Source organism: Psychroserpens jangbogonensis, from assembly GCF_000797465.1.
Taxonomy (GTDB): domain Bacteria; phylum Bacteroidota; class Bacteroidia; order Flavobacteriales; family Flavobacteriaceae; genus Psychroserpens; species Psychroserpens jangbogonensis.
The window spans coordinates 40,069-66,141 of record NZ_JSWG01000015.1 but is presented as its reverse complement, the minus strand read 5'-3'; the positions used below and the strand labels follow the sequence as shown (position 1 = coordinate 66,141).

At 31.6% G+C, this 26,073-nt stretch carries 25 protein-coding genes; 15 read left to right on the top strand and 10 right to left on the bottom strand.

The genetic code is table 11. The features are described from left to right. Positions 1–28: 28 nt before the first annotated feature. From RH81_RS14055 to RH81_RS14020, 8 genes are all read left to right on the top strand, one after another. Positions 29–892, top strand: coding sequence for a hypothetical protein (locus tag RH81_RS14055; RefSeq protein ID WP_033961440.1), 864 nt, complete (start codon positions 29–31; stop codon positions 890–892). 332 nt (positions 893–1,224) lie between these two features. Continuing rightward, entirely contained in the window at positions 1,225–2,544 is a 1,320-nt protein-coding gene (locus RH81_RS16625; RefSeq protein ID WP_052172571.1) for a hypothetical protein, read from the top strand. Between the two features lies 1 nt (position 2,545). Further along, positions 2,546–4,303, top strand: coding sequence for an ATP-binding protein (locus tag RH81_RS14045; protein ID WP_206539390.1), 1,758 nt, complete (start codon positions 2,546–2,548; stop codon positions 4,301–4,303). A 1,950-nt stretch (positions 4,304–6,253) separates the two neighbouring features. Further along, complete coding sequence (locus RH81_RS14040) at positions 6,254–6,466, top strand: immunity 17 family protein (RefSeq protein ID WP_033961439.1); 213 nt, start codon at positions 6,254–6,256, stop codon at positions 6,464–6,466. A 31-nt stretch (positions 6,467–6,497) separates the two neighbouring features. Continuing rightward, positions 6,498–7,190: a hypothetical protein gene (locus RH81_RS14035; RefSeq protein ID WP_152604842.1), complete on the top strand. Its 693-nt coding sequence runs from the start codon at positions 6,498–6,500 to the stop codon at positions 7,188–7,190. Positions 7,191–7,421: 231 nt separating this feature from the next. After that, positions 7,422–8,393 (top strand): 3-oxoacyl-ACP synthase III family protein, encoded by a 972-nt coding sequence (locus RH81_RS14030; protein ID WP_033961437.1) that lies wholly within the window; start codon positions 7,422–7,424, stop codon positions 8,391–8,393. Between the two features lie 33 nt (positions 8,394–8,426). Beyond that, positions 8,427–9,248 (top strand): SDR family oxidoreductase, encoded by an 822-nt coding sequence (locus RH81_RS14025; protein ID WP_033961435.1) that lies wholly within the window; start codon positions 8,427–8,429, stop codon positions 9,246–9,248. A 124-nt stretch (positions 9,249–9,372) separates the two neighbouring features. Further along, positions 9,373–10,572, top strand: coding sequence for an LETM1-related biofilm-associated protein (locus tag RH81_RS14020; protein WP_033961432.1), 1,200 nt, complete (start codon positions 9,373–9,375; stop codon positions 10,570–10,572). Here RH81_RS14020 and RH81_RS14015 read toward each other — a convergent pair. Then, positions 10,565–12,166, bottom strand: a complete 1,602-nt coding sequence (locus RH81_RS14015; RefSeq protein ID WP_033961429.1) for a lipocalin-like domain-containing protein — start codon at positions 12,164–12,166, stop codon at positions 10,565–10,567. The genes RH81_RS14020 and RH81_RS14015 overlap by 8 nt on opposite strands. A 151-nt stretch (positions 12,167–12,317) precedes the next feature. Between RH81_RS14015 and RH81_RS14010 the strand changes: the two genes are divergently transcribed. Both RH81_RS14010 and RH81_RS16620 read left to right on the top strand, forming a co-directional pair. Further along, positions 12,318–13,340, top strand: coding sequence for a hypothetical protein (locus tag RH81_RS14010; RefSeq protein WP_052172570.1), 1,023 nt, complete (start codon positions 12,318–12,320; stop codon positions 13,338–13,340). Positions 13,341–13,347: 7 nt separating this feature from the next. Further along, the gene (locus RH81_RS16620) at positions 13,348–13,791 is read left to right on the top strand and encodes a J domain-containing protein (RefSeq protein ID WP_052172569.1); all 444 of its coding nucleotides are present in this window, start codon (positions 13,348–13,350) and stop codon (positions 13,789–13,791) included. Here RH81_RS16620 and RH81_RS14000 read toward each other — a convergent pair. The 7 genes from RH81_RS14000 to RH81_RS13970 all read right to left on the bottom strand — a co-directional run bounded on the left by RH81_RS14000 (position 13,788) and on the right by RH81_RS13970 (position 18,127). After that, the gene (locus RH81_RS14000; protein ID WP_033961426.1) at positions 13,788–14,543 is read right to left on the bottom strand and encodes a LytR/AlgR family response regulator transcription factor; all 756 of its coding nucleotides are present in this window, start codon (positions 14,541–14,543) and stop codon (positions 13,788–13,790) included. The genes RH81_RS16620 and RH81_RS14000 overlap by 4 nt on opposite strands. 63 nt (positions 14,544–14,606) lie before the next feature. Further along, positions 14,607–14,930 carry a 2TM domain-containing protein gene (locus RH81_RS13995; RefSeq protein ID WP_033961425.1) on the bottom strand — a complete coding sequence of 108 codons (324 nt, stop codon included), beginning with the start codon at positions 14,928–14,930 and terminating at the stop codon, positions 14,607–14,609. After that, entirely contained in the window at positions 14,930–15,256 is a 327-nt protein-coding gene (locus RH81_RS13990; RefSeq protein WP_033961424.1) for a 2TM domain-containing protein, read from the bottom strand. The genes RH81_RS13995 and RH81_RS13990 overlap by 1 nt, the downstream gene beginning before the upstream one ends. Before the next feature lie 20 nt (positions 15,257–15,276). After that, positions 15,277–15,615, bottom strand: a complete 339-nt coding sequence (locus RH81_RS13985; protein WP_052172568.1) for a 2TM domain-containing protein — start codon at positions 15,613–15,615, stop codon at positions 15,277–15,279. A gap of 12 nt (positions 15,616–15,627) precedes the next feature. Beyond that, positions 15,628–16,977, bottom strand: a complete 1,350-nt coding sequence (locus tag RH81_RS13980; RefSeq protein WP_033961423.1) for a histidine kinase — start codon at positions 16,975–16,977, stop codon at positions 15,628–15,630. Positions 16,978–16,983: 6 nt separating this feature from the next. Beyond that, positions 16,984–17,607 (bottom strand): tetratricopeptide repeat protein, encoded by a 624-nt coding sequence (locus RH81_RS13975; protein ID WP_033961422.1) that lies wholly within the window; start codon positions 17,605–17,607, stop codon positions 16,984–16,986. Between the two features lie 94 nt (positions 17,608–17,701). Then, positions 17,702–18,127, bottom strand: coding sequence for a DUF2141 domain-containing protein (locus tag RH81_RS13970; protein WP_081988335.1), 426 nt, complete (start codon positions 18,125–18,127; stop codon positions 17,702–17,704). Positions 18,128–18,403: 276 nt separating this feature from the next. Here RH81_RS13970 and RH81_RS16615 point away from each other — a divergent pair, with 276 nt between their 5' ends. Then, positions 18,404–20,035 carry a S8 family peptidase gene (locus RH81_RS16615; RefSeq protein WP_052172567.1) on the top strand — a complete coding sequence of 544 codons (1,632 nt, stop codon included), beginning with the start codon at positions 18,404–18,406 and terminating at the stop codon, positions 20,033–20,035. A 77-nt stretch (positions 20,036–20,112) separates the two neighbouring features. On the opposite strand, the gene RH81_RS13960 is transcribed toward RH81_RS16615, so the two are convergent. Continuing rightward, entirely contained in the window at positions 20,113–20,532 is a 420-nt protein-coding gene (locus RH81_RS13960; RefSeq protein WP_033961421.1) for a nucleoside-diphosphate kinase, read from the bottom strand. Between the two features lie 88 nt (positions 20,533–20,620). Here RH81_RS13960 and RH81_RS13955 point away from each other — a divergent pair, with 88 nt between their 5' ends. Genes RH81_RS13955 through RH81_RS13945 form a run of 3 tightly spaced genes read left to right on the top strand, consistent with a single transcriptional unit; the run spans position 20,621 to position 23,404 of the window. Continuing rightward, on the top strand, positions 20,621–21,637 hold the full coding sequence (locus RH81_RS13955) for a DHH family phosphoesterase (RefSeq protein ID WP_033961420.1): 1,017 nt from the start codon (positions 20,621–20,623) through the stop codon (positions 21,635–21,637). Next, complete coding sequence (gene gldI / locus RH81_RS13950; protein WP_033961419.1) at positions 21,637–22,173, top strand: gliding motility-associated peptidyl-prolyl isomerase GldI; 537 nt, start codon at positions 21,637–21,639, stop codon at positions 22,171–22,173. Before RH81_RS13955 ends, gldI begins: the two co-directional genes overlap by 1 nt. 7 nt (positions 22,174–22,180) lie before the next feature. Next, positions 22,181–23,404 (top strand): peptidylprolyl isomerase, encoded by a 1,224-nt coding sequence (locus RH81_RS13945; protein WP_033961418.1) that lies wholly within the window; start codon positions 22,181–22,183, stop codon positions 23,402–23,404. Between the two features lie 57 nt (positions 23,405–23,461). Here the strand turns inward: RH81_RS13945 and RH81_RS13940 are convergent, their stop codons facing one another. Continuing rightward, positions 23,462–24,925, bottom strand: coding sequence for an aminoacyl-histidine dipeptidase (locus tag RH81_RS13940; RefSeq protein WP_033961417.1), 1,464 nt, complete (start codon positions 24,923–24,925; stop codon positions 23,462–23,464). Between the two features lie 52 nt (positions 24,926–24,977). On the opposite strand from RH81_RS13940, the gene RH81_RS13935 reads away from it, so the two are divergent. Beyond that, positions 24,978–26,048, top strand: a complete 1,071-nt coding sequence (locus RH81_RS13935) for a DUF3810 domain-containing protein (RefSeq protein ID WP_033961416.1) — start codon at positions 24,978–24,980, stop codon at positions 26,046–26,048. Positions 26,049–26,073: the final 25 nt, after the last annotated feature.

Below are 26,073 nucleotides of genomic sequence, written 5' to 3'. Positions count from 1 at the left end.
ATATAACGAGTTGTAAGCAATTTACCGAATGGAAGCAGAATTTGAAGAAAAAGAATATGAAAGTCCCTTAATTCATCAGCTAATGATGGAATCTAACAATATGTGGTCACCAGGTCAAGTGTTTGAAGGAAACTTTGGGATTGATACTTCTTTAGAAGTTTTAAGACCTGATTTTTGGAAAACTATTGGTCATTTTGATTATCCAAATAGTGTTATTCTATCTGATTATAATTTTGGGTATGTATGGAGAAAAATAAAACGTAAAAGAAAACTTCCAGATTTTAGTCTTAACCTTTTTTTACAAATTAAAAGACCTGAAGGGTTAAAAAATAGACCTCGCAATTTAAAAGCTCTTGGATTAAGAAGTCCATATTGGCGATTTGGAATTAAGAAACACCAACAGGAATTATTAATGCAATTGGCTCGAAAATTAAATAATCGTGCATTTGTTGCCTATGCAAGTCCTGCGTTCCATTTAGCAAATGATTTATATACCAATACTAGAAATAATACTCTGGTAGAAAATTCAACTTTTGTTAGAGCAGAAAGATTAAATGGGCATTATAAATGGGTTTATGATTGTTCTGGTTCAAATGGTATTGCTTGCTCAAAACCACAAAGAATTGAGGATGAATATTTCTTTAATGAGATTAATAATGCAATTAAAAAAAACAACAATGAAAAGAATAATGAAAATGAAAATTTAATTCAATTAGAGCAAAGTATAATAGAAATATCAAGTAAAAGTAGAAAGTCTAATTATATAGCAAATGAAATCCTATTTAGATATGAAAGTATCGTAGAAATGGAAATCAGCAAGGAAAGTAAAAGCTATATTTTAATCAAAATTTTTGCAAATCTTACTAATTCGAATTGGATTACACTTGGATAAAAAACTGCTTACAACACCGTGTATAATTAATTGCTGGTCCTGTGTGTACTCGAATGTAAAAAATATAAATGAAATTTAAGTTTAACCTAATCAAAATAACCTAAACATGAAAAGATTTAAAGATGACCCAACACAAGAAGATTTGGACAATCACTCTGACCAATTAAATCCAAACAACGATGAGTATTGGCATTCAAGAGAGGAAAATTAATTAGTAAACATAAATTACGAAATTTCTTTGCTACTGAACAATGGGTTTCTGCTTAGTTGCAAACTTAGTCCTCAAGCAACGAAACCATACGCAAACACGTTAGAACAAATTAGAGTATACTATGAGCAGAGAAGCAGATTACACAATAAAAGGATTCATTTATCAATTTAATAAAACCCTTGAACAGGTATTCTCTGAACCTAATGGAACTGAAATAACCGTAGAAGGAATTATAGAAGATATAGATGTTAATTCAGATGGTATAACAAAAGCAATTCAATGTAAATATCACGAAACAAAAGAGAAATATAATTTATCCGACATTTCAAAACCAATTTTGCAAATGTTGGTTCATTATTCAAAAAATAAAGATAAAGACATACAGTATATTCTTTATGCACATTTTTCAGATGAAAAAATTGGTGAAAAAAAAATTACTAAAAAAAATATTGAAACTATATTAAAATCAAAAGATAAAAGTTACCTAAAATATATTTCGACAATAATACCACCAAAGGATGATGCAATAATAAAGCTTCTCTTAAAATCCAAATTAAATGGTACAGAAAAAAAACAAATAATAGATTATTACAATTCTGCAACTGATTTAGATTTATCAATAAATATTGATGATTTTCTAAAACCTAAGAAGTTTAGTTTTGTGATAGGTCAATCGTTTGATGATTTAATCAATGAAATAAAAAAGTTAATAAAAGAAAAGAGCAGTTTTTCTACAGAAGATATAAATGATTTGTTCTACCCAAATGCAATTCAAGTTATTGCAAATAAGAGTATTTTACACAATTCTGAAGATAGAAAAATAATAAATACAGATTTTATTAGAGATTTAGAAAAGCATAAGAAAACGGCAATTTCAAGATGGACAAGAGAATTAACATCTTACGAAAATCTTTTAAAAAAAAGAAGAATCCAATTAAAACCAAATCTTCAAAAAAATCACAGATTAAGATATTTTATTTTTAACGAAAAAAGTATAATCAATTTTGAAAATGAAATTGTAAAATTCATATCAAACTATATTAGTAAATATCATTATAAAATCAAACTTCACAATAAGACACCTATTTTCTGTATAAAAACAGAAAACATATCACTATTATCTAATATTGAAAGTAGATTACATCAAAAAGGGGTGAGTTTTGAAAATGGAATAAAAGGTACAACCTTTTTTCAAATTGAATTTCTAAAAGAACCTAAAACAATACAAAATCAAAGTTGGAAAGAGTTTGATATACGAATTTGTGGTTACTCAGATGAAACATCAAAAGCAATAAATAGCGAAAAATCTGATGACCTATTTATTGTAGGGAAAAGAGATTTCAAGGAAATCGATAAACAAGATATTAATACCGAATATATTGAAATTGAAGATTTCAAGGAACTTCAATATCTATTATTGCTATCAGAAAATTATAAATAAGATGGAAGAAAAAGACTTAATGAAAATAGGATCAGTAATTGAAAGTTCTACAAATTCAATTTTAATAAAAATTGATAATGATGAGGTTTTTGAAGCCAACAAAGAAGCAATACAGATTGGAAAGTATTTACAGGTCAAAGAAGGAAATCATAATTTTGTGATTTGTGTTATTCAAAGCATAAAAATCAATGATGAAAATGGAAAATACCTAATAAACTCTCAACCAATAGGAGTGTTTTTTGAAGATTTCAAACAAGGAAGTTCAATTCTGCCATCACCAACAGAAGAAGTATTCATTATTGACAAGGAAGTAATGAATAAAATATTTAGTAAAGACAGTAATTATTCATTTGAGTTAGGGCAATTAATACAAAATAGAGATATAAAACTACACATAAACGGAAATAGATTTTTTAGTAAGCATATTGCTGTTGTAGGTTCTACTGGTTCTGGAAAGTCTTGCACAGTTGCAAAAATTTTACAAGATGTTGTTGGAATAAATAAAAAAGCTAATTTAAATAAAGGAAAACAAAAAAATGCACACGTAATAATTTTTGATATTCATTCTGAATACAAATCAGCATTTGAAATTGAAGATGACGAAAAATTCAATTTAAACTCTCTTGATGTTGATAAATTGAAACTCCCATATTGGTTAATGAACTCAGAAGAATTAGAAGCATTATTTATTGAAAGCAACGAACAAAATTCACATAATCAAGTTTCACAATTTAAAAAGGCAGTAATACTAAACAAAGAAAAGCATAATTCAACATTGACAAAAGTAAATTATGACACGCCTGTTTATTTTAGTATTCAAGAAGTATATAATTACATTTTCAATATGAATAATGAAGTTATAAATAAGATAGAATCTGAAGAACAGAAACCAAAATTAAATGATGGTACTTTAATAGATGATATTACTACATATTTTGATAAAGAATTAAGTTTTATATCAACTTCAACTGCTAAAGCAACTAAAGCAAGTAATGGTGCATTTAATGGCGAATTCAATCGTTTTTTATCAAGATTAGAGACCAAAATAAATGATAAAAGATTAGACTTTTTACTTAAACCTATTAAAACTGGTGGTTCATTATACAAAACAAGTGATTTTAAAGACATTTTAATGCAGTTTTTAGGCTATTTGGAAAAATCTAATATCACAATAATTGATTTAAGTGGAGTTCCTTTTGAAGTTTTAAGCATTACCGTAAGTTTAATCTCAAGGTTGGTTTTTGATTTTGCCTTTCATTATTCTAAACTAAAGCACAGCAAAGGTGAATTAAATGATATTCCTTTCTTAATTGTTTGTGAAGAAGCACATAATTATATTCCTAAATCTGGTGGTGCTGAATATAAATCGTCTAAAAAATCAATTGAGCGTATTGCAAAAGAAGGACGAAAATATGGTTTAAGTTTAATGGTTGTTAGTCAAAGACCTTCAGAAGTTTCTGATACAATTTTTTCTCAATGCAATAACTTTGTTGCGCTTAGGTTGACAAATATTAGCGACCAAAATTATATAAAAGGTCTTTTACCAAACAATGCAAACTCAATAACTGATATTTTACCAACTTTATCTGCTGGAGAATGTTTAATTGTTGGTGATGCAACACCAATGCCTGCAATTGTAAAAATGGAAATGCCAGACCCAGAGCCAAAATCTGAAAGTATAAAATTTCATAAACAATGGGAAAAAGAATGGAAAGAAATTACTTTTAGTGAAGTAATTAAAAAATGGAGAAAAGAATAACTGGCTCTTACAAGGTCTATAATTAATTAAGGATTCTATAAATACTAGGCAAATAAAAACCCTTGAAAATATAAATTAACAAGGGTGTTTACTGATGATCTTGATTGATGTCTGATCTATATAGTATTCGCTATTAACTGTAGCGTCTTTTTGTATTCCAAACAACTGCTTTTGATTTGTTTGATGTTGCTGTAATTCTATTTGTGTTTAAAGTTCTCATGATTGTGATTGTATTGATTGATGGTTAATATATAGTGTTTAGTTGTAACGTCTTTTTGTATTCCAAACGAAACTTTTCGTTTTGTTTGATGCTCCTGTAATTCTATTTGTGTTTAAAGTTCTCATGATTGTGATTGTATTGATTGATGGTTAATATATAGTGTTTAGTTGTAACGTCTTTTTGTATTCCAAACGAAGCTTTTCGTTTTATTTGATGCTCCTGTAATTCTGTTTGTGTTTAAAGTTCTCATGGTTGTGATATTTGATTGTTTATACTCTATAGACGACCCTATTTTAAAAATGTTACAGTCGTTAACCCTTGTTAACAGAGTTTAACAATATATTTAGAAATACGAGAGTGTTTACCTACAACAAAATAATTAATTACTTGTTCTATGACTACTAGGCAAATAAAAACCCTTGAAAATATAAATTAACAAGGGTGTTTACTGATGATCTTGATTGATGTGTGATCTATATAGTATTCGCTATTAACTGTAGCGTCTTTTTGTATTCCAAACAACAGCTTTTGATTTGTTTGATGTTGCTGTAATTCTATTTGTGTTTAAAGTTCTCATGATTGTGATTTTTATTGATTGATGGTTTATATGTATTGTTTAGTTGTAACGTCTTTTTGTATTCCAAACAAAGCTTTTCGTTTTGTTTGATGCTCCTGTAATTCTGTTTGTGTTTAAAGTTCTCATGGTTGTGATATTTATTGATTGATGGTTAATATATAGTGTTTAGTTGTAACGTCTTTTTGTATTCCAAACAAAGCTTTTCGTTTTGTTTGATGCTCCTGTAATTCTGTTTGTGTTTAAAGTTCTCATGGTTGTGATATTTGATTGTTTATACTCTATAGACGACCCTATTTTAAAAATGTTACAGTCATTAACCCTTGTTAACAGAGTTTAACAATATATTTAGAAATACGAGAGTGTTTACCTACAACAAAATAATTAATTACTTGTTCTTTGACTACTAGGCAAATAAAAACCCTTGAAAATATAAATTAACAAGGGTGTTTACTGATGATCTTGATTGATGTGTGATCTATATAGTATTCGCTATTAACTGTAGCGTCTTTTTGTATTCCAAACAACAGCTTTTGATTTGTTTGATGTTGCTGTAATTCTATTTGTGTTTAAAGTTCTCATGATTGTGATTGTATTGATTGATGGTTTATATGTATTGTTTAGTTGTAACGTCTTTTTGTATTCCAAACGAAGCTTTTCGTTTTGTTTGATGCTCCTGTAATTCTGTTTGTGTTTAAAGTTCTCATGGTTGTGATATTTATTGATTGATGGTTAATATATAGTGTTTAGTTGTAACGTCTTTTTGTATTCCAAACAAAGCTTTTCGTTTTGTTTGATGCTCCTGTAATTCTGTTTGTGTTTAAAGTTCTCATGGTTGTGATATTTGATTGTTTATACTCTATAGACGACCCTATTTTAAAAATGTTACAGTCATTAACCATTGTTAACAGATTTTAACAATTTGTTTAGAAATACGACAGCATTTACCTACAGCTAAATAATTAATTACTAGTTCTGCCTGTACTAACTTTATTTTACTAACTTGTTTTCTAAACCTTAAAACAACAGATCATGGCTAAAAGTAAAGACTCAAAAAAGAACGTAAAAAAAGAAGCAGCTCTAACTCCTAAAGAAAAGAAAGCAGCAAAACGCTTAAAGAAAGGGAAGTAGAATTGTACAACAACGCTTAATTACTATGGAAGACAATAAAGAACTGATTGCCTTAATCATTTCAATTGGTGCTGGTGCATTTTCAATTATAGCCAGTATCCTTAATTGGGATTTTTTCTTCGAAAACAGAAAGGCTGAGTTTCTAGTCAATATATTAGGACGAAATGGGTCACGCATTTTTTATGCTATACTTGGATTGTTTCTATTCTTCATCGCTTACAAAATATCAAGTAAATAGTAACGTGAATGTTAGTATTAGCCCGAAAAAAATGAACAGCATTTTCAAAACAATCGGCTTATGTGTCATCTTCATAAGTAGCACTACTCTATGTGCCCAAGATTCAATTCAAGGCGTACGATATGATGTGACCTCTAATATGCTATTGGATTTAATTGAAAAATTTCCAAACAAAAAGGATGATATCCAAAAGTCCATAATATCAGAATCACCACAGTATATAGACTTTCTTAAAATCAATACGGATGTCATTGAATTAAAATGGAAATATGATAGCAGTTTAATGAGTGTGTCCATCTACAATCAAAACCAGATCTATCATATCTCAAATACCAATGAATTGCTTACGATGCCAAATACATCTGCAATAGATACGCTTCACATTCTAAAAAGAGCTATTGAAATCGATTCATTATTTAGTTACCAATTAAAAGAAAAAGACGCGATGCCGCTTCAGGTATTTGTAACCGATAGCATCACAACAAAGCTGTTGCCACTTCAAAACCGAATTAACGATTACCCAGAAATAACTGTTATCACCGATTTAAATGTGTTTCCTAGAACCTATGTGTTTGGAATTCCGAATGCATTTTTGACTTACAATTTTAAAACTGACTTAGAAATTGATGGCAAAAGACTAAAGGATTTATACGACGCTTGGTTGAAAAATCCTGAATCGACCAACGAACGAAAACAATTACTTGACGAGCTAAGAAAAAGGTAACACAAGACCACTTCACAGCATTAATTTTGACTCAAGATTGAGCAAAAATGTATCCAATCGGGAAAAATTCAATTACGAATACTGTAATTCGAGAGACTTTATATAGCTCATTTTATCATATGTGTTTTTTGAGCATATCATTTTTATGCATCTCACAATAATATCCAACTAATTGATTTTTAGGGTTTATTCTATTAATTATTATAGAATTTTGATGGCTAAAATTAGCCTATGATTAATGCATATATAAAAGGAACTGGTTCTTATGCTCCGAAAAATATTGTCAAAAATGACTTTTTTGAATCTGTAGGATCATCAGACAAATGGATTTTCGAAAACCTTGGTATTAAAGAACGTCGAATTTCAACTGGCGAAACCACAAGTGATTTAGCTTATGAAGCTGGATTACTAGCCATTAAAGATGCCAATTTATCACCTAATGATATTGATCTCATTATTTTAGCCACAGCTACTGCAGATAGACTTGCGCCATCATGCGCTTGTTTTGTTCAAGACAAATTAAAGGCTACAAATGCGGTCGCTTTTGATATTTCGGCTGTGTGTTCTGGTGCTTTATTTGCCACCTCTACTGCTGTTCAATATATAAAGTCTGGCATGTATAAAAATGTGCTCGTGATTGGTGCAGATACGTTTTCTACCATAACCGATTGGACACGAAGAGATGCTGTGTTTTTTGGTGATGGTGCAGGTGCCATTGTACTTTCTGATACTACAGAAGATAAAGGATTTATTGACTTTATTTTACATACTGATGGCAGCGGAAAAGAACATTTTACAATTCCTGCTGGTGGATCTGAAAAACCAGCGACTGCAGATACCACCAATTCTGGAGGACACTATTTCCAAATGAATGGTCAAGAAGTTTATAAAACTGCAATTGACGTGGTTCCGAAATGCATTGAAGAAATACTCTCAAAAAACAAACGAACAGTCGACGAAATCAAATTCTTATTGCCTCATCAGCCAAGTATAAAAATTCTTCAGGAAGTTGCAAAACGTGTTGATCTGCCTTTTGAAAAGGTAAAAACCAATATGGACAGATACGCAAATACTTCAGGAGGAACGATTCCTATAATTCTTGATGAGACTTTAAAAAACAACCAATTTGAAAATGGAGATTTGCTATTATTCGCAGCCGTTGGTGCAGGTTGGACTTGGGGAACAGCTTTATACAAATGGTAAATACAAACCGTCATTTTCATTAACACAAAAACTATGCTTTCAAATACAACATTCTTAATTACTGGTATCGCAGATAAACATTCGCTTGCAATGTACGTCGCCAAAGAGATTATTAAACAAGGCGGAAAAGTCGTTTGTACTGGACTTGGAGTGAGTTCGCATCATGAGAACTTATCAGAAAAAGCCAAAGCATTTTTAAATAAAAACTTTCAAGACTTCAAGGAGGCTGTCACTGAAGAATTAGGTGATTCATCAGTTGAAATTCTCGATGTTACTCTAGATGATAACATTGATTCTTTTGCACGTAGCCTTTCAGAAAAAAACATCAAATTAAATGGATTCCTTCATGCCATTGCAATGGATAAAACCATTCGTAATAAAGAAGTAAAACCGTTACTAGACGTTACCAAAGCCGAATTTTGTGATACTATGGATGTATCAGCGTATTCACTTATACGTTTAACGCATTACTTACTAAAACATAAGGTACTACAATCTGGTGCTTCTATTTGTTCTCTAAGTTACATTGCTGCCGCTAAGGTTACATTCCATCCGTATCGAAATATTAGCATCGCAAAAGCTGCCTTAGAGAGAATAACGGTTGAGCTAGCAGACGAGCTTGGACGATCTCATGATATTCGAGTGAATGTCTTACGTTTTTCTCCATATATGGGAAGTAAAGCAGGAAATGCCACATTAAACGAAGAAGATGTGCAGACTTCAAATAAAATGAGTCCTTTAGGAAATGCCAAACCTATGGATCTTGCTCATGAAATCATTCACCTCTTTAGACCAGATCTTTCAATTACTGGAGAGATTAGACACGTGGATGGTGGTTATCATATTACTGGATAACAAGAAACTATTTAAACTTTAGTAAAAAGTGCAATTGCGGTTTTGTTAAATATTTGTAATTAAAATAAAAATCGTTGAACGAGCCGATAAAAAATTAACTTTGCACTGTCTTTAAAACTAAAGTATGAATCCATCTACTGCTGGCTGGATAGAAAAATTTTGCTCGCAAATTTCTAAGAAAGGAATTCCATTTGAGAATTACCATAGCTTGTACTCTAGCTTGAAAGACTATGGATTTATTTATGGTGTGAATGTTGGCGTCTCTGAGAATGTTAATGGCACACTAAAATATTCTGAAGATGAACTGGCAAAAGCCAACCTCATCACAGGATTGTATCACATCTACTATTTTAGAAAAGGTTCGGTGAAAACTAACGAATTTATTGAAACCTTACTCAGCTTTTATAAGTCGCTTGAAGTGGCAGATTTATCGCTTTGGGATAAATTGGTGATTGGTAAAAGTGACACCTCTATGTTAGAGCGATTAATTCACGAAAGAGTTCAAATAGATGATAATATCATCACCAGAAATTTCAATAAATCTATCACCAATTCTTTGTTGTTTGTTGATGTATTAACCTTTGATAGCTTTTTAGCAGATGCGATAGAACCAAAATCATACGCAGCGCATTTGGAGAGTATCATTATTGGTACTTTGTACAAATCACTAAATTCTAAGTCTAAGATTACAGATTATGACAAACAGATTATAGATGGCATTGAAGCGTCGACATCGTTACCTAATCTAGATGTTGATATTGAAGATCTCATTTACAATACTGATTATGACATCAATACCAACGAGAAAAAATATCTTATTGACTTGATGAGTTTGTCCATTTGGGATGATGAAATCCTTGAAAAAACCGAATACCAATTCTTAATTCAATTGGCAAAACGATTAGAGGTTGAGACTAGTGAGATTCAGGATTCTATTTTATGTGTTTTCAAATTTCATACAGCTCACAAAAAGGAAGTGCTTTTATTTCAGCATAAAAACCCTATTTCAAGTTTTTACGAAAACTCATCGCATTTAGTGACCAAACTAATTAGACGAAATAGTAAACGCATTATAAAAGAAGTAAGACAGAGTAAGGAGTTAATGTTGCTTATCACAAAATCTACACATTCCGATTTAAGTAAAGAGGAACAAAAAAAGCTACAAGCTCAACTCATTGACGTATTGAAAACCATTCCTAGTTTAGCCATTTTCTTGCTTCCAGGAGGTGCTATTTTATTACCAATATTTGCAAAGCTAATCCCTAACTTATTACCATCGTCATTTGATGACAATCGCATAGATAAGGAAGAAGATCCTACTTAAGGAATCTAAATATCGCTTTACCTTCAGTCGTGCTTACCAAAATAAAATAAACACCATTTGATAATTCCTTTGTTGGCACTTTTAAAGAGGTTCCACTAAAAGACGAAGCATTTGAAATGCGTCTTCCACTCATATCTAAAATACTATAGCTACCTGTTTGAGCTAAACTAAAATCAAGATTAAGTTGATTACCAACTGGATTTGGATATAGCTTAATCATACTTTTAAACAAATCTTCATTGGATAACGTTGCTGAAGATGATGACGTACTAATAATTGTATTGGTTAATGTGCCATCAATAGAATACGCTGTTATTTTAAACCAAACATCATCATTGTTTGAGATACTAGGCGTTTCCCATAAATAAGAAGGTTCTGTAAGTCCAGAAACTATCGGATTAAAATTATTTTGATTATCGATACTGTATTCTAAATCATAAAAAATTGGTCGACCATCATCAGGATTGTTTAATGTCCATGTAACTGGAAGACTTGCATCGTAAACACCTGCAATTGGAGTCGTTATTGTAAGCTCTGGATCTTCATAACCATGTAATAATTCTGAGAATCCAATTCCCGTAACTCCTACTCCATTAACTGTTCCTGTGATTGACGTTGCACCTTCAAAAAATCGAAATGGTAATAACACTTCGGTATTGTCATGTAAGGTTGTAATGGTTAAATCGATATTGTTAACTGTTGACGTTAATCGCCATTGACTCGAATAACACATTTCGCCATCAGGCATACAATTAAATGCTAATCGTTCGATCTCAAAATCGTCAGTTGTATACTGTGTACTTTCGTCTACATAAGCCGATAAAATTTTATACTCTTCGTTATTTGGAATTTGTCTATCTGTTGTAAAAATATTCCATAGGTTTAAATCCATTCCGTTAGATAATTGCATACTAAACCATTCGTATTGTTCTCCAGTAAACGGATTGAAATTTCCGTATTGTCTGTCTATCCAACCTGTACCAATAACCGCTTCAGTAACGCCATTAAAGGTTAGAGAACCTGCAACAGCATTTGAGGTTAGCGAATAGTAATACGTATAACTCGTATCACCTTGATCTAAATAACCATCGTCACCAACAATTAAAGGTCTTTTTAGAGTTTCAAAACTAATATCAAGTCCAGCATTAGCAGTTGAAGCAAAGAGTTCATATTCAAAAGGAATAGGTATATTATTTACATCTTCGGTATTTCTCCAATATTCTGTTCCAGCTAAAAACACAGCGGCTTCGATATCAAATGACGTTGTAGATAAGGTTGTATAATTGACAGGTTTGATATCTTGAATAAATGTTCCTGTATCATCATCTGTAATATTCAAAATTCTGAAACCATCAAATCCAGATTGTGGGAAATGGAAAAACGTATACATAAAACTGTAACTCTTTCCTGAGGTTTGACCTACCACATGACCAGCAGAATACCACCATTCTATAGGTTCTGAAGCGTGTCGTCCTTCATCTAAAGGAAAAGCAACTTGACCAGTTGGTTCGTATGGATACATTTTCCAGTCTTGGGCTTGAGCCACATTAAACGTAAGACCAAAAATCAATACTAGTAGTATTTTAAATTTCATATCAATAATTTTAATAGTTTGAAACTAAACCTTTGGCTAAGTAAGAACAAATAATTAAGCTAAGTGGTGCATTTTCAAGTTTTAAATGTAAAAAGAGTAACTTTATTAGATTATATACGACCTATAGGTAATTACATAAAACGTGTGATATATGATAAGTAAAACTTCGTTTTCAAAGGCCAATTCTATTGCTTTCATCATTCCTATTACACTAATTTTAGCATTAATACTTTTGCTAAATTCTTCGGCATTTACATCAGATCAAAATACATTATCTACATTCATTACGATTGACTTTATAATAACCATTCCTTTGGTGTATTTCTTGTTAGTTAGGAAGACAAATATTTCAAATCTTACTATTGCTCCATTCCTTATTGTTTGTGTGATAATCGCATCTTATGTTATTCCTGCAGCAAATCAAGACACCTTGGCATTAGCCAAAACTTGGTTGATTCCTATCGTAGAAATAAGTGTTATTTCATTAATTATTCTGAAAGTTAGAAAAGCGATAAAACATTATAAAACCATTGCAAACCATAATCAAGATTTCTATAGTATTCTACAAGACACGTGTGCATCGATATTTCCTGTGGTACCAGCAAAATTGGCTGCCAATGAAATTGCACTGTTCTATTATGGCTTCTTCAATTTCAAAAAAGTAGAGCTTCAATCTAATGAGTATACTAATTATAAAGGCTCTGGGATTTTATCTACACTTGGTGCTGTCATTTTTTTAGTGGCTGTTGAAATGGTAACCATTCATATACTGGCTGCCAAATGGAGTTCGACATTGGCTTGGGTTTTAACCGGTTTAAGTATTTACTCGGCGATTCAACTTATTGGCATTATTAGATCGGTTCCAAAACGACCTATTGCCATTAATGATAACGAATTGATATTACGCTTTGGAATGCTCAGTGAAACCAATATACCAATTGAAGCTATTGATACAATTGCCTTGGCAGATTCTTCAGATTTTGATAAAGAGAAAGGCACTAAAACATTGTCACTACTTGGAGAATTAGAAAACAGCAATGTTGTTATTCAGTTAAAAACTCCTCAGCAATTACAGTTTATCTACGGAAAACCTAAAAGCTATACCAAATTACTACTATTTGTTGACGATAATCAATCCTTTAAAACCGAAGTAGAAACGCTACTTTCAAGATAATTCAACTATGGAATTAATAAACTACTACGACATTTTAAAAGTTGAAAAATCTGCTGATTTAGATACCATTAAAAAAGCATTTAGAAACGAAATAGCGTTGTATCATCCTGATAAAAACAAATCTGAAGGTGCAAAAGAGCATTTCATTCTACTTGTGGAAGGCTTTGATATTTTATCAAATCCAGAAAAGCGAAAGGCATATGATGCCATGTTGGGAACCTCAGCAACCAATAAACCAGTTGTTATAGAAGCCAAAAAGCAAGAACAACAATACACCGAATGGAAAAAGGAAGCCAAGAAAAAATCGGATACCTTTAGGTTAACCGATTTATCTGATTTAATCTTACTTGATTTATTTTTTGATGTAGGTCTAAGCAGTTTGTTTTCTGGTAGCGAAAATTTAATTGACGGCTTAGGAGATTCTCTTGGAGATATCTTCGATATATTTTAAGCCAACCAATCTTTAAAATCTTTAACGCGTTCTCTAGCCACAATAATATCTTGCTCTTTATAGGTGTTTAGTTTTATTTGTAACCTGGAGTTGGTATAACTTACCATGTCTTTAATGGCATTTACATTTACAAAAAACTTACGACTGATTCTAAAGAACTTATGAGGTTCTAACTCGTCTTCTAACTGTTCTAAAGTGGTGTCTAATAAATAATTTCTTCCTTCAGAAGTAAACGCATAAGTGCCTTTGTTTTCGCTGTAGAAACATTCGATATCATCAATATTGATGAGTTTTAAATGTTGACCAACTTTTACTGAAAATCGCTTTTTATATTCACGCTCTATAGGATTTACTAGGAGCTTTTTAATATCGTTAAAATCTAAAGTAACCGATTGTTGCTTTGGTGCACGTTCTTTATATTTTGAAACAGCAATTGCTAGATCATCTTCATCTATGGGTTTCAATAAGTAATCAATACTATTGAGTTTAAATGCTTGTAATGCATATTCATCATAAGCTGTAGTGAAAATCACAGCTGAATTAATATCTATAGTTTCAAAAATCTCAAAGGATAACCCATCACTAAGTTGAATATCTAAAAAGATCAAATCTGGATGTTCATTATTCTGAAACCACTCAATGGATTCTTCAACAGAATGCAGCATAACTTCAGCCTCCATATCTAATTCTGTCAACATTCGTTGCAGTCGTCTTGCTGATGGTTTTTCGTCTTCTATGATGATTACACTCATTCCTTTGTATTTATTTTGATTGGTTATTAATTCAATATTGGTAATTATTACTCCTGATTATTATTATTCGTAACGGTCAGTCTTATTAGAATCTTTGTCCATAAACTCCTTGATTTTCTTACTTTCCCAGTTTCTGCCAAAAATTAAATTTGGTAAAAATACAGAAGCACCATGTGCTAACAAACCTATTCCCCAAAAAGAAAATGTGACAAAATTTCGCCAATGAAAATAACTTTCTCCTTCCTCTAATTTTTGAAAATTAATATACACAAAGACGAGATTAACTAAAATAAAAATTAATGCATGTGTGTAAAAGCCTTTGAGTTGTTTTACTCTTTTTGCTGCGATCTGGAATCGCTCTTTTTGATTAAATTCTCTGTTTTCCATTATTCCCAATATGTTGTTTGTTCTTTTTCTTCTTCCTTTATAATTTTATCTATTTTCTTGTCTTCCCAGCTTTTATTAAAAAATAGTTTTCCTTTAAAAACACTCCAAGCATGAACACCAATAAAAAGAGTCCAAAACACTAAAGTAGAAATATTTAACGCTGTGATATTACTTTTGTAAGGTCCTTCTTCAAGAATGTAAAAGTTATATGAAATTAGTGCCACTACAATAATATATAATGCTACATGCAAATAGAAAATTTTAATTTTCTGTACTTTTTTCTTTGCCTTTATAAGTTTCTTTTCGTCTTCTATGTTTAATTTCATAACTCTAAATTTTAAATTAATTACTCCCAACGAGAGTCATCCTTATCCATATACTTTTTAATTTTTCGTTCTTCCCAATTTTTACCAAATAAGAAATCTGGACCAAATACTCCTAAGAAGTGAAAAAATAAACCTATTCCCCAAAAGAATGCTGTAGCAAATGTTCCGAAACTAAAGAATGTTCCGCCATTAGAGACAATCAAAAAGATGATAAATATATTAACTATGACATAAGATGCTAGGTGCCAATAAAAACCAATGAGTGCTTTTACTTTTTTCTGAGCTCGCAAATAGGCTTCTTCTCTTAAAAATTTATTTTCTGAGCTTGATATATTATTAGGGTCTGTAATTTGTTTCATGATATTTTAATTTTAATTCCAACGTTGTTGATCTTCTTCTTCGCGCATAAATTTTTCAATTTTACGTTTTTCCCATCCGCTTCCTAAGACACCATCGTTCACATAAACTTTGTAGGCGTGAAATGCTAATCCCATTCCCCAACCAAACATTGGGAACCAAAACCATTGAATGGAATGCGGTGTATAACGAAACCAGATAAAGATTAAAAATGGTATTACTAAACAGTAAGAAATTAAACTGTAATAAAATTCTTTAATTTCTTCTACACGCTTACGTGCTCTTACATAACTGTCGTCAAAATTTGTTGTTGGTTCTATTTTTCTCATGATTGATATTTGTTTTGTAAGCATTGGTATTGCTACTGCAAAACTGCTTGCTTGTTGATTGATTGATACTTTTTTATTTGATAATAATTCATAGCGTTGTTTGATGTTTTCTAAACCTACTCCACTACTCTTTTTTACTATTTGTTTTGGTTGAAGGTTATTCTCTACTATGAGCATGCCTTCAGATTCATAAATTTTAATATGTAATGGTTTACTAGTGGTAACCATATTGTGCTTTACCGCATTCTCTAAAAGTAATTGTAACGATAAGGGAACAACTTTACTTTCTGGATTTAATGATCTATCTGGAATTTCAAAAATAATGCTGTCCTCAAAGCGCATTTTTAATAGCGACATATATGTTCTAGCAAAGTTTAATTCTTCATCTACAGTAATTAAATCTTTATTCTTTTGCTCTAAAACGTATCGATATACTTTTGATAAAGACGTTGTAAACTTTTGAGCATTCTTCGGATTTTCTTCAATTAAACTCGTTAATACATTTAAGCTATTGAACAAAAAATGCGGATCTAATTGATTTTTTAAAGCGTCAAATTTCGCGCTAGCAGTTCCAGCAATAACCTTTTGCTCTTTTATTTTATTCTTCTGATATCTGTTATAGAAAAATATAACATGAAATATTGAGACAATCGTTAAAGTAATCCACAACCCGAAAGTGTATCCTTGCCATGTTTCATTTTGAATAAATCTTTCAAAAGGAACCTCAAAATATAATACTGATGTCACTAATCTTAAAAAGAATAAACCAATTACAGTAATTACTAAAGAACCAAATATTCCAACTATTATACGTTTAATGGTATCTCCTTTTTTCCATGTTCTACGTTCCATGTAGTAGAAGAAAGTCATATTAGAATATCCTAATACAAAAGAATACAGTTGATAAAATCCAAAATCAACTAAAAACTCATTTACAGATTCAAAATTAAATCCTCCAGAGAGTAGATTGCCAATTACAAAGACAACGGCTCCAATGATTATAGTAAGAATGATATGTTTAACTGATTTTGACATGATAATTTATTCGTTACAAGATTTCACAACCGCTTGAGCACGATTTGCTCCCCAATTTGGATGTAATTCACTTTCTGGTTTAAAGTTAGCAAAAAGTTCTATAGATTTTTCTATCTCAGCACAAAACGGTTTGGTGTCTTGTCCAAAATATTTAGCGCTTCCCATTCCCCATTCAGCTTTACTAAATACAACTCTAGGATTTTCAGGTGCCATTACAGATGCTTTACTATATAGTTCTGTAATTTTACCAGAATATTTCATACCGTAAGTCATTCCATCATAAGCGACCCAATTTGTAAATACATGGGCTTGCAATACCAAAATCTCAGGATTATCTTTACTTAGAGTCATTGCGGAGTTTATATGTTCTTGAGCTTTATCTAATTGTGCTTTTAACTTCGTTTCATCTTTCTGTCCCCAACTTTTATTGCTATTAATTTGAGCAATGTAATAATGAGGTAACCATTGATCTATTTCTGCATTTGAAATACGTTCAAATACGTTTTCGGCTTCATCTACTTTTCCTTCTTGCCAAAGCGAAAATGCTTTTTGCATGCCTTTTTCAAAATTAGTCTGAGCAGTTGCTACTCCAGAAACTAATACGAGTAAAATAATTATTAAATTTTTCATGTGTTTGTTTTTATTGGTTATTATTTGTCACATGCTGTTCGCAATTAATCATTCCCATAGGTGATAATGCTTTCAACATGCTCGTTTCATGATATTAAAGTGTTATAGTTTGTGTTACTGATTCATTTTTTACTTCAAATTTGGCATCTTCCCATTTAGGTGGACCCATAAAACCTCTTGCGTTATTAGAACATCCATAATCTTCTTTAGGAATACTTAAAAAATTAGTATCCATTTTCTTATTCTCATTTTCATCGTGAAAGAATGAAATAGCGTAAACTCCATTAGGAACGTTTTTAAATGTGATTGTACAGCCTTTATTTTCAATACTACTGATTTCTGACTTATAACCTTTATTCAAAAAAGACGCTTCAGTATCAAACAATGATATGTATACATGTCCAATATTATTATCAAGGTTCACTATTTTAACTGTTACTTCTTGTCCATTTACGTCTTGTGCGTTCATTACTGTTTGACTAAGTAATAAGAAAACTAATAATTTTGCTAATGTGCTCATGATGCTTTTGTTTTAATTGATAGGACAAATATCTAACAGAAGTCTCTATTTATAAAAAGGGAATGACCGAATTGTATTTTTTTATGGATGAATTGTAATCCTCTAATTGTTTTCCAAATAATGGGAAAGAAAATTCATACAATGATGACTTTTATTATATATTTAGGATGTTTAGATAAAAACGGCATGTTTTTAATCATTTATTGTATTACTTGTCTGATTATATGCATTTTATGATTACTTTTAATTTCATTTTCAACCAATAACCTTTATATGATGATAAGAACTCTACAATTTTTAATCTTATTCTTTTGCTTGAACCTATGTGCTCAAAATGAATCAACATTAAACTATGCGGAAGCACAAGTGATTGTTAAATTCAAAGCCGATTTGACACAAGGCGTTAATTACATTGATAAATTTAATGACGTAAACCTAGCAGCACTTAATGATCAAATCAATGTTTCTAAATATGAAATCATTGGTAACAAAAAAACCAAAAACACATTCCTTATCAACTATGATTCTACAATTACTGTAGAAGATGTTGTTCAATTATACAAGAATACTAATGCCTTTGAATATGTAGAACCAAATTTTGCATGTTCAGGAAATGGCATTCCTAATGATCCTAATTTTGCTACGAGACAATGGAGCATGGTTAATGATGGAACCTTTCCTCTTTCTCCAGCGACTGTAAATGCTGATATAGACATGGACTTAGCTTGGGATATTGAAACTGGAGATCCTAACCTTATTGTTGCTATTCTTGATTCAGGAATGAAATTAGATCATCCAGAATTTGCAGGAAGAGTTTGGTTTAATTCTTCTGAAGTACTAGATGGCATGGACAATGACAACAACAACTATATTGATGATGTTTATGGTGGATGGGATTTTGCAAATAGCGATAACGATCCAACAGATGATCATGGTCATGGAACCAATGTTGGTGGTATTGCTTTAGCTACAGGAAATAATGGTATTGGTTATGCTGGAGTTAATTGGAACTCTCAAATTATGGCAGTAAAAATATTAGACCAAAATAATTCTGGATTTTACTCTTGGATGGCAGATGGTATTTATTATACTGTAGATAATGGCGCAAAAGTGATGAATATGTCTGTTGGAGGTAATAGTCCTTCAGCTACACTTCTTGACGCTGTAGATTATGCGTATGCCAATAATGTTGCTTTAGTTGTATCTACTGGAAATGGAGACACAGCATTACAATATCCTTCAAGATATGCAAATGCTATTGCCGTAGGATCAACAAATCCTGATGACTCCAGAACAAGTCCTTTCTTTTGGGATCCAAATAGTGGAAGTAATTTTGGGCCAGAAATAGACGTCGTTGCGCCTGGAAATTATATTTATGGCCTTAGCTATAGCTCAAACACAAATTATAACAGTTATTGGGGCGGAACATCTCAAGCTGCACCACATGTTGCTGGAGTTATTTCTTTGATGGTTTCTATTGATCCAAACGTTACTGTAGATCAAATTAATGCCATTTTAATTCAAACTAGTATAGATCAAGTCGGTCCAATTTCTGAAGACATAGCAGGTTTTGATAATTATTTTGGATATGGTAGAATTAATGCTTTTCAAGCCTTGTCTTCAAATGTTTTAAATGTTGATGACTTAAATGGTAATCAAAATGACGTGTCTATCTATCCAAACCCTATTTCGGTTGATGGCAAATTAAATTTTCTGAATCTAAAACCGAGTTTGTATGATATTACTATATATAATATTTCAGGACAAAATGTTACAAGCTTTAGCTTAGAGGTGAATAGTCAAGTTACGAGTACTAAACTTCCACAATTAGATAGTGGTATCTATTTCATGGATATAAATGATGCAACTACCAACACTACAATTACAAAAAAGCTGATTGTAAAGTAATCAGGTGTTGCAACCTATTAAAACAAAAAGCGCAACTCAATGAGTTGCGCTTTTTTATATTATAAGATAAGTCTTAATTAAAACATCTCTCTACCTGAAAAATGAAAAGCAGCTTCTATAGCAGCATTTTCATCACTATCACTTCCGTGAACAGCATTCTCTCCAATTGAAGCAGCATACAGTTTACGAATAGTTCCTTCAGCAGCTTCAGAAGGATTAGTAGCACCAATTAAGGTTCTAAAATCTTCTACAGCATTATCTTTTTCTAAGACAGCAGCTACAATAGGTCCACGTGTCATATATTCTACCAATTCTCCAAAGAATGGTCTTTCGTTATGAACAGCGTAAAACTCCTGAGCATCAGCAGTTGTCATTTGTGTTAATTTCATAGCTACGATTCTGAAACCAGAAGCAGTGATTTTTTCTAAAATTGCACCAATATTCCCTTTTTCAATAGAATCTGGCTTAAGCATTGTAAATGTTCTATTTGTTGCCATTTGTTTGTTTTAAATTCGGTGCAAAAGTAATGTATTTGTTGACAAAAACAATACTTAACAATATTAAAAAATTGTATATTCGTCATCTATGAATAAAGACGATATTAATAGTATTAAAACGCTTTTAAGTTCACCTAAAGCTATTGTAATCATTCCGCACAAAAATCCAGATGGAGATGCCGTTGGTTCTACGCTAGGACTGTATCATTATTTGAAACAATACAATCACAACGTAAATATTGTTGCTCCTAATGATTATCCTGATTTTTTAAAGTGGATGCCTGAAGAAAACTCAATTATTAAATATGATATTCAAAAATCTGAAGGCGATTCTTTAATACAAGACGCTGAACTTATTTTTACTTTAGATTTTAATTCTTTAGGACGTATTGGTCAAATGGAAGAGGTCGTTTCAAATTCTAATGCAACTAAAATAATGATTGATCATCATCAACAACCTGATGATTATGCCAAGTATATGTATTCTGATGTTTCGATGTCATCTACTTGCGAAATGGTATTCAATTTTATTGAGATGCTGGATGACCTTGATAAAATAAACAGTGATATAGCAACCTGTTTATATACAGGTATTATGACAGATACTGGTTCTTTTCGTTTTCCATCAACAACTAGTGCTACTCATACTATTATAGGTCATTTGATTCAGAAAGGCGCTAATAATTCAGAAATTCATAATAATATTTATGATACTAATAGCTATGCCAGATTGCAATTACTTGGAAGAGCTTTAAGCAACCTTAAAGTAATTCCTGAATATCGCACAGCTTACATTACTTTAACTCAAGAAGAACTTAATACATTTGATTTCAAAAAAGGAGATACAGAAGGTTTTGTAAACTATGGTCTTTCTCTTAAAGGCATTATTTTCGCTGCTATTTTTATTGAAAGCCATCAAGATGAAATCATAAAAATATCTTTAAGAAGTAAAGGTGACTTTTCTGTAAATGAATTATCAAGAACCCACTTCCATGGTGGAGGACATACGAATGCAGCTGGAGGAAGAAGTGATTTAAATATGAAAGAAACAATTGAAAAATTTATTAGTATCTTGCCTAATTATAAACAAGACCTAAATCTGTAATGAAACCTATACTCTTCTTACTCTTAATAAGTTTAGTTTTTAGCTGTAAATCACCAGATGCAAGACGACCTGAATCAGTTCAGTCTGGTTCATTTTATGAGGCTTCTGCTGAAAGAAATATTAAACTAAATAAAAAAGAGCAAACCTTAATACAAAAAATCATAGAAAGTAATCCTGAACAGGAATACATCGCTTCAAAAAGCGGATTTTGGTATTATTATAACACTAAAGTAGAACAAGATACAATTACACCTAGGTTTGGTGATATTGTCAGTTTTAATTACAATGTTAAAGATCTAAATGAGAATACTATTTATTCTGATGAAGAAATAAGAACTCAAAATTATGTTATGGATAAAGAGGAATTATTCACTGGACTTCGCGAAGGTTTAAAACTTATGAAACCAGGTGAAGTTGTTACCTTTTTATTCCCTTCTCAAAAAGCCTATGGCTATTATGGAGATACCAATCGTATTGGTACAAATATTCCATTAATGTGCAAAGTAACCGTAAACACAATTATACAAAACCAATAATACACTTATGAAATTGATTAGCAAAACTCTACAACTTTTTGTGCTGTTTTTACTTATTACAGCAACCTCATGCAAAGAAGAATATCCTGAATTAGAAGATGGGATTTATGCTGAATTTATAACGACTAAAGATACCATGATTGCTAAGTTGTTTTACAATAAGGTACCTGTAACAGTTGCAAACTTTGTTGCCTTAGCTGAAGGAAATCACCCAATGGCTGATGAAAAATATAAAGGAAAACCTTTTTATGACAGCTTAACCTTTCATAGAGTTATGAATAATTTCATGATTCAAGGTGGTGATCCAACAGCAACAGGATCTGGAACTCCAGGTTATAAATTTACTGCAGACTTTAGTTCTGATTTGAAACATGATAAGCCAGGAATTTTATCTATGGCTAATAGTGGTGGTACAAATACAAATGGTAGTCAGTTTTTTATAACTGAAGTGCCTTACCCAAGTCTTGATGCTTTTGATGCTGATGGAAACATGAAACCTTGTGATCAACCTAGAGTAAGTTGTCATTCCGTTTTTGGTGAATTAGTAAAAGGAATTAATGTACAAGATTCTATTTCTAATGTAAAAACAGGAGCAGGAAACAAACCTTTAGAAGATGTTATAATTACTAAACTAAACATCATCAGAAAAGGGTCTGCTGCAAAAGCATTTAATGCACCTAAAGTTTTTGAAGAAGAAATGCCTAATGTTGAAGAGGGATTTACTAAACTCAAAGAAGAAGCGAAAATAAAGGCTGATAAAGCTCTTAAGGAACGTGAAGTGAAAATTACTGCTGCTGCTAATGATACTAAGCCATTACTTGATGACTATGCATCTAAAAGTACAACACTAGCCTCTGGATTAAAAAAATATGTAATTACAGAAGGTACTGGAGCAAAACCTAAACCTGGCCAGCAAGCTATGATTGGTTATGAAGGTTATTTTGTTGACGGGAAATTATTTGATAGTAACTCTGAAGCAATTGCTGAAAAATATGGTATGCTAAACGAACAACGTAAAGCTGCTGGAGCGTATGGTCCAAGTAAAATGAAAATTAGTCCTGATGAGCAAATGATTGCTGGATTTAAAGAAGCTCTTTCAACTATGAAAGTTGGTGAAAAAGCATTTTTCTATATTCCTTCACATCTAGCTTATGGCGAACGTGGTAGAGGAAGTATACAGCCAAATACCGATTTAACATTCGTACTAGAAATGACAGAGATAGTACAGTAAACGTATCGAATCAAAATAAAAAAAGCCTTTCAAATTGAAAGGCTTTTTTTATTTAACTTATTTTTTCGGAATGCATTTTAGAATCTCTAAAACAAAGTTCCAATATTTCTGTGCTGATGAAATTTGAGCACGTTCATCAGGAGAATGAGCTCCTTTAATATTAGGTCCAAAACTAATCATATCCATTTCTGGATAATTAGTTCCAAGAATACCACATTCTAATCCTGCATGACATGCCGCAACATGTGGCTCTTCTCCATTGTTTAATTTTTTATATAATGGCACCATTACTTTTAAAATATCAGAATCCATATTAGGCTTCCAACCTGGATAATCTCCTCCAAATTCTACTTCGCATCCTGTAAGCTCAAAAGTTGATCTTAAGCCATTAGCTAAATCCCATTTAGAACTTTCAACAGAACTACGTGTCAAACATCCTACTTTAATGTTACCGTCTTTAACAATTACACGAGCAATATTATTAGATGTCTCAACCAAATCAGGAATGTCAGGACTCATTCTAAACACACCATTTAAGGCTGCATACAATGCTCTAGTTAAACCTTCCTGAACACCAAGATCCATAATTTGTTCTGGTGTTTCTGTTTTTGAAACCTCAATAACTAAATCCGGTTCCATGGTTTTATATTCAACTTTTATTTCATTAGCCAAATCGTTCATTTCAGAAATAAACGCTTCTTCATTAATAGAATCAATTACGACAATAGCATTACTCTCTCTTGGAATCGCATTACGTAGACTTCCACCATCAATTTCAGAAATTCGCAATCCGAAATTTTCAAAACCGTCAAATAACATACGATTCATCATTTTATTTGCATTACCTAAGCCTTCTTGAATTTGCATTCCCGAATGTCCACCTTGCAATCCTTTAACCGTGATTTTATATCCAATTTTAAATTCTGGTGTTTCCTCCTGCTCATAAGTTCTTAAAGCAGTTACATCAACTCCTCCTGCGCAACCAACACCAATTTCATCATCTTCTTCAGTATCTAGATTTAAAAGAATGTCTCCAGAAAGCACTCCTCCTTTTAATCCCATTGCTCCAGTCATTCCAGTTTCCTCATCAATTGTAAACAAGGCTTCAATAGCAGGATGCTCAATATCTGAACTTTCTAAAATTGCCATGATAGTCGCAACTCCAAGACCGTTATCTGCTCCTAAAGTGGTTCCTTTTGCTCTTACCCAATCACCATCAACATACATCTGTATACCTTGTGTATCAAAATCGAAATCAGTATCATTATTTTTTTGGTGAACCATATCTAAATGCGATTGCATAACGATGGTTTTTCTATCTTCCATTCCTGAAGTTGCAGCTTTTTTAATGATGACATTTCCTACTTCATCTTCAAAAGTTTCTAAGCTAAGACTAGCTCCAAAATCTTTCATGAATTGAATGACACGTTCTTCTTTTTTTGAAGGTCGTGGTACAGCATTTAAATCTGCAAATTTATTCCAAAGGGCTTTTGGTTCTAGTGCTCTAATTTCTGCGCTCATGTTATTCGTTTTTAGTTTCGCAAAGGTACATTCTTTTTAGTATTTTTGAGTCATGCTGAAACACAAAAAAAGCCTCATCGCCTTCTCCATTATTCCTCAGGTTTTATTACTGAAGTTATTGGCTAATTATCCAGCATTTGTTGAATCAGTATATAGTAACGGCATTTACATTTATATTTCAAAAGGAATGCGTTATGTATTTGGTTGGTTACCAATTTCAGTTGGCGATATATTTTATACTCTATTAACCTTGTATGTAATTCGATGGTTTATCGTTAACAGAAAACGCATCTTTAAAGACACCAAACATTGGTTTTTAGATGTGCTTTCAGCGATATCTATTGGATATTTTGCGTTTCACCTCTTATGGGCATTTAATTATTATCGTTTACCATTACATGAATCTTTAAACATTGACAAAGACTACACGACTGAAGAACTCGTTGATTTCGCAGAACAATTAATAACAAAGACCAATGCTATTCATTTAAGCATTACAAAAAACGATTCAGTAAAAGTAGACATCCCTTTTTCAAAATCTGAATTACTAAAAATGATACCAGAAGGTTATGATCAACTTTCCAAGACATTTCCATATTTAGATTATAATCCGCGAAGCATTAAAAAATCGATTTACAGTTTACCCTTAACTTATATGGGATTTTCGGGTTATTTAAATCCATTTACAAATGAAGCTCAAGTTGATGGACTGATACCTTCTTATAAATTTCCAACTACAGGAAGTCATGAAGTGGCACATCAATTAGGTTATGCTGCAGAAAACGAAGCAAATTTTATTGGAAGTATGGCAGCTATGCAACATCCAAACCTATATTTTCAATATTCAGGACATGCCTTTGCTTTGCGACATTGTTTAAATGAAATTCACAAAAGGGATTCTGAGATTTATAAAACCCTCTTTCCTAAAATAAACAAAGGGGTTTTAAAAAATTATCAGGAAGTTAGAAATTTTTGGAATTCCTACGAAAATCCTTTAGAACCCATATTCGAAAAAACTTTCGATAGCTTTCTAAAAGCAAGTAATCAATCTGATGGAATGAAAAGCTACAGCTATGTTGTTGCGTTACTAGTAAATTACTATAAATCAAACCCTTTAGATTAAACGTTAAAAAAGCGAATCTATACCT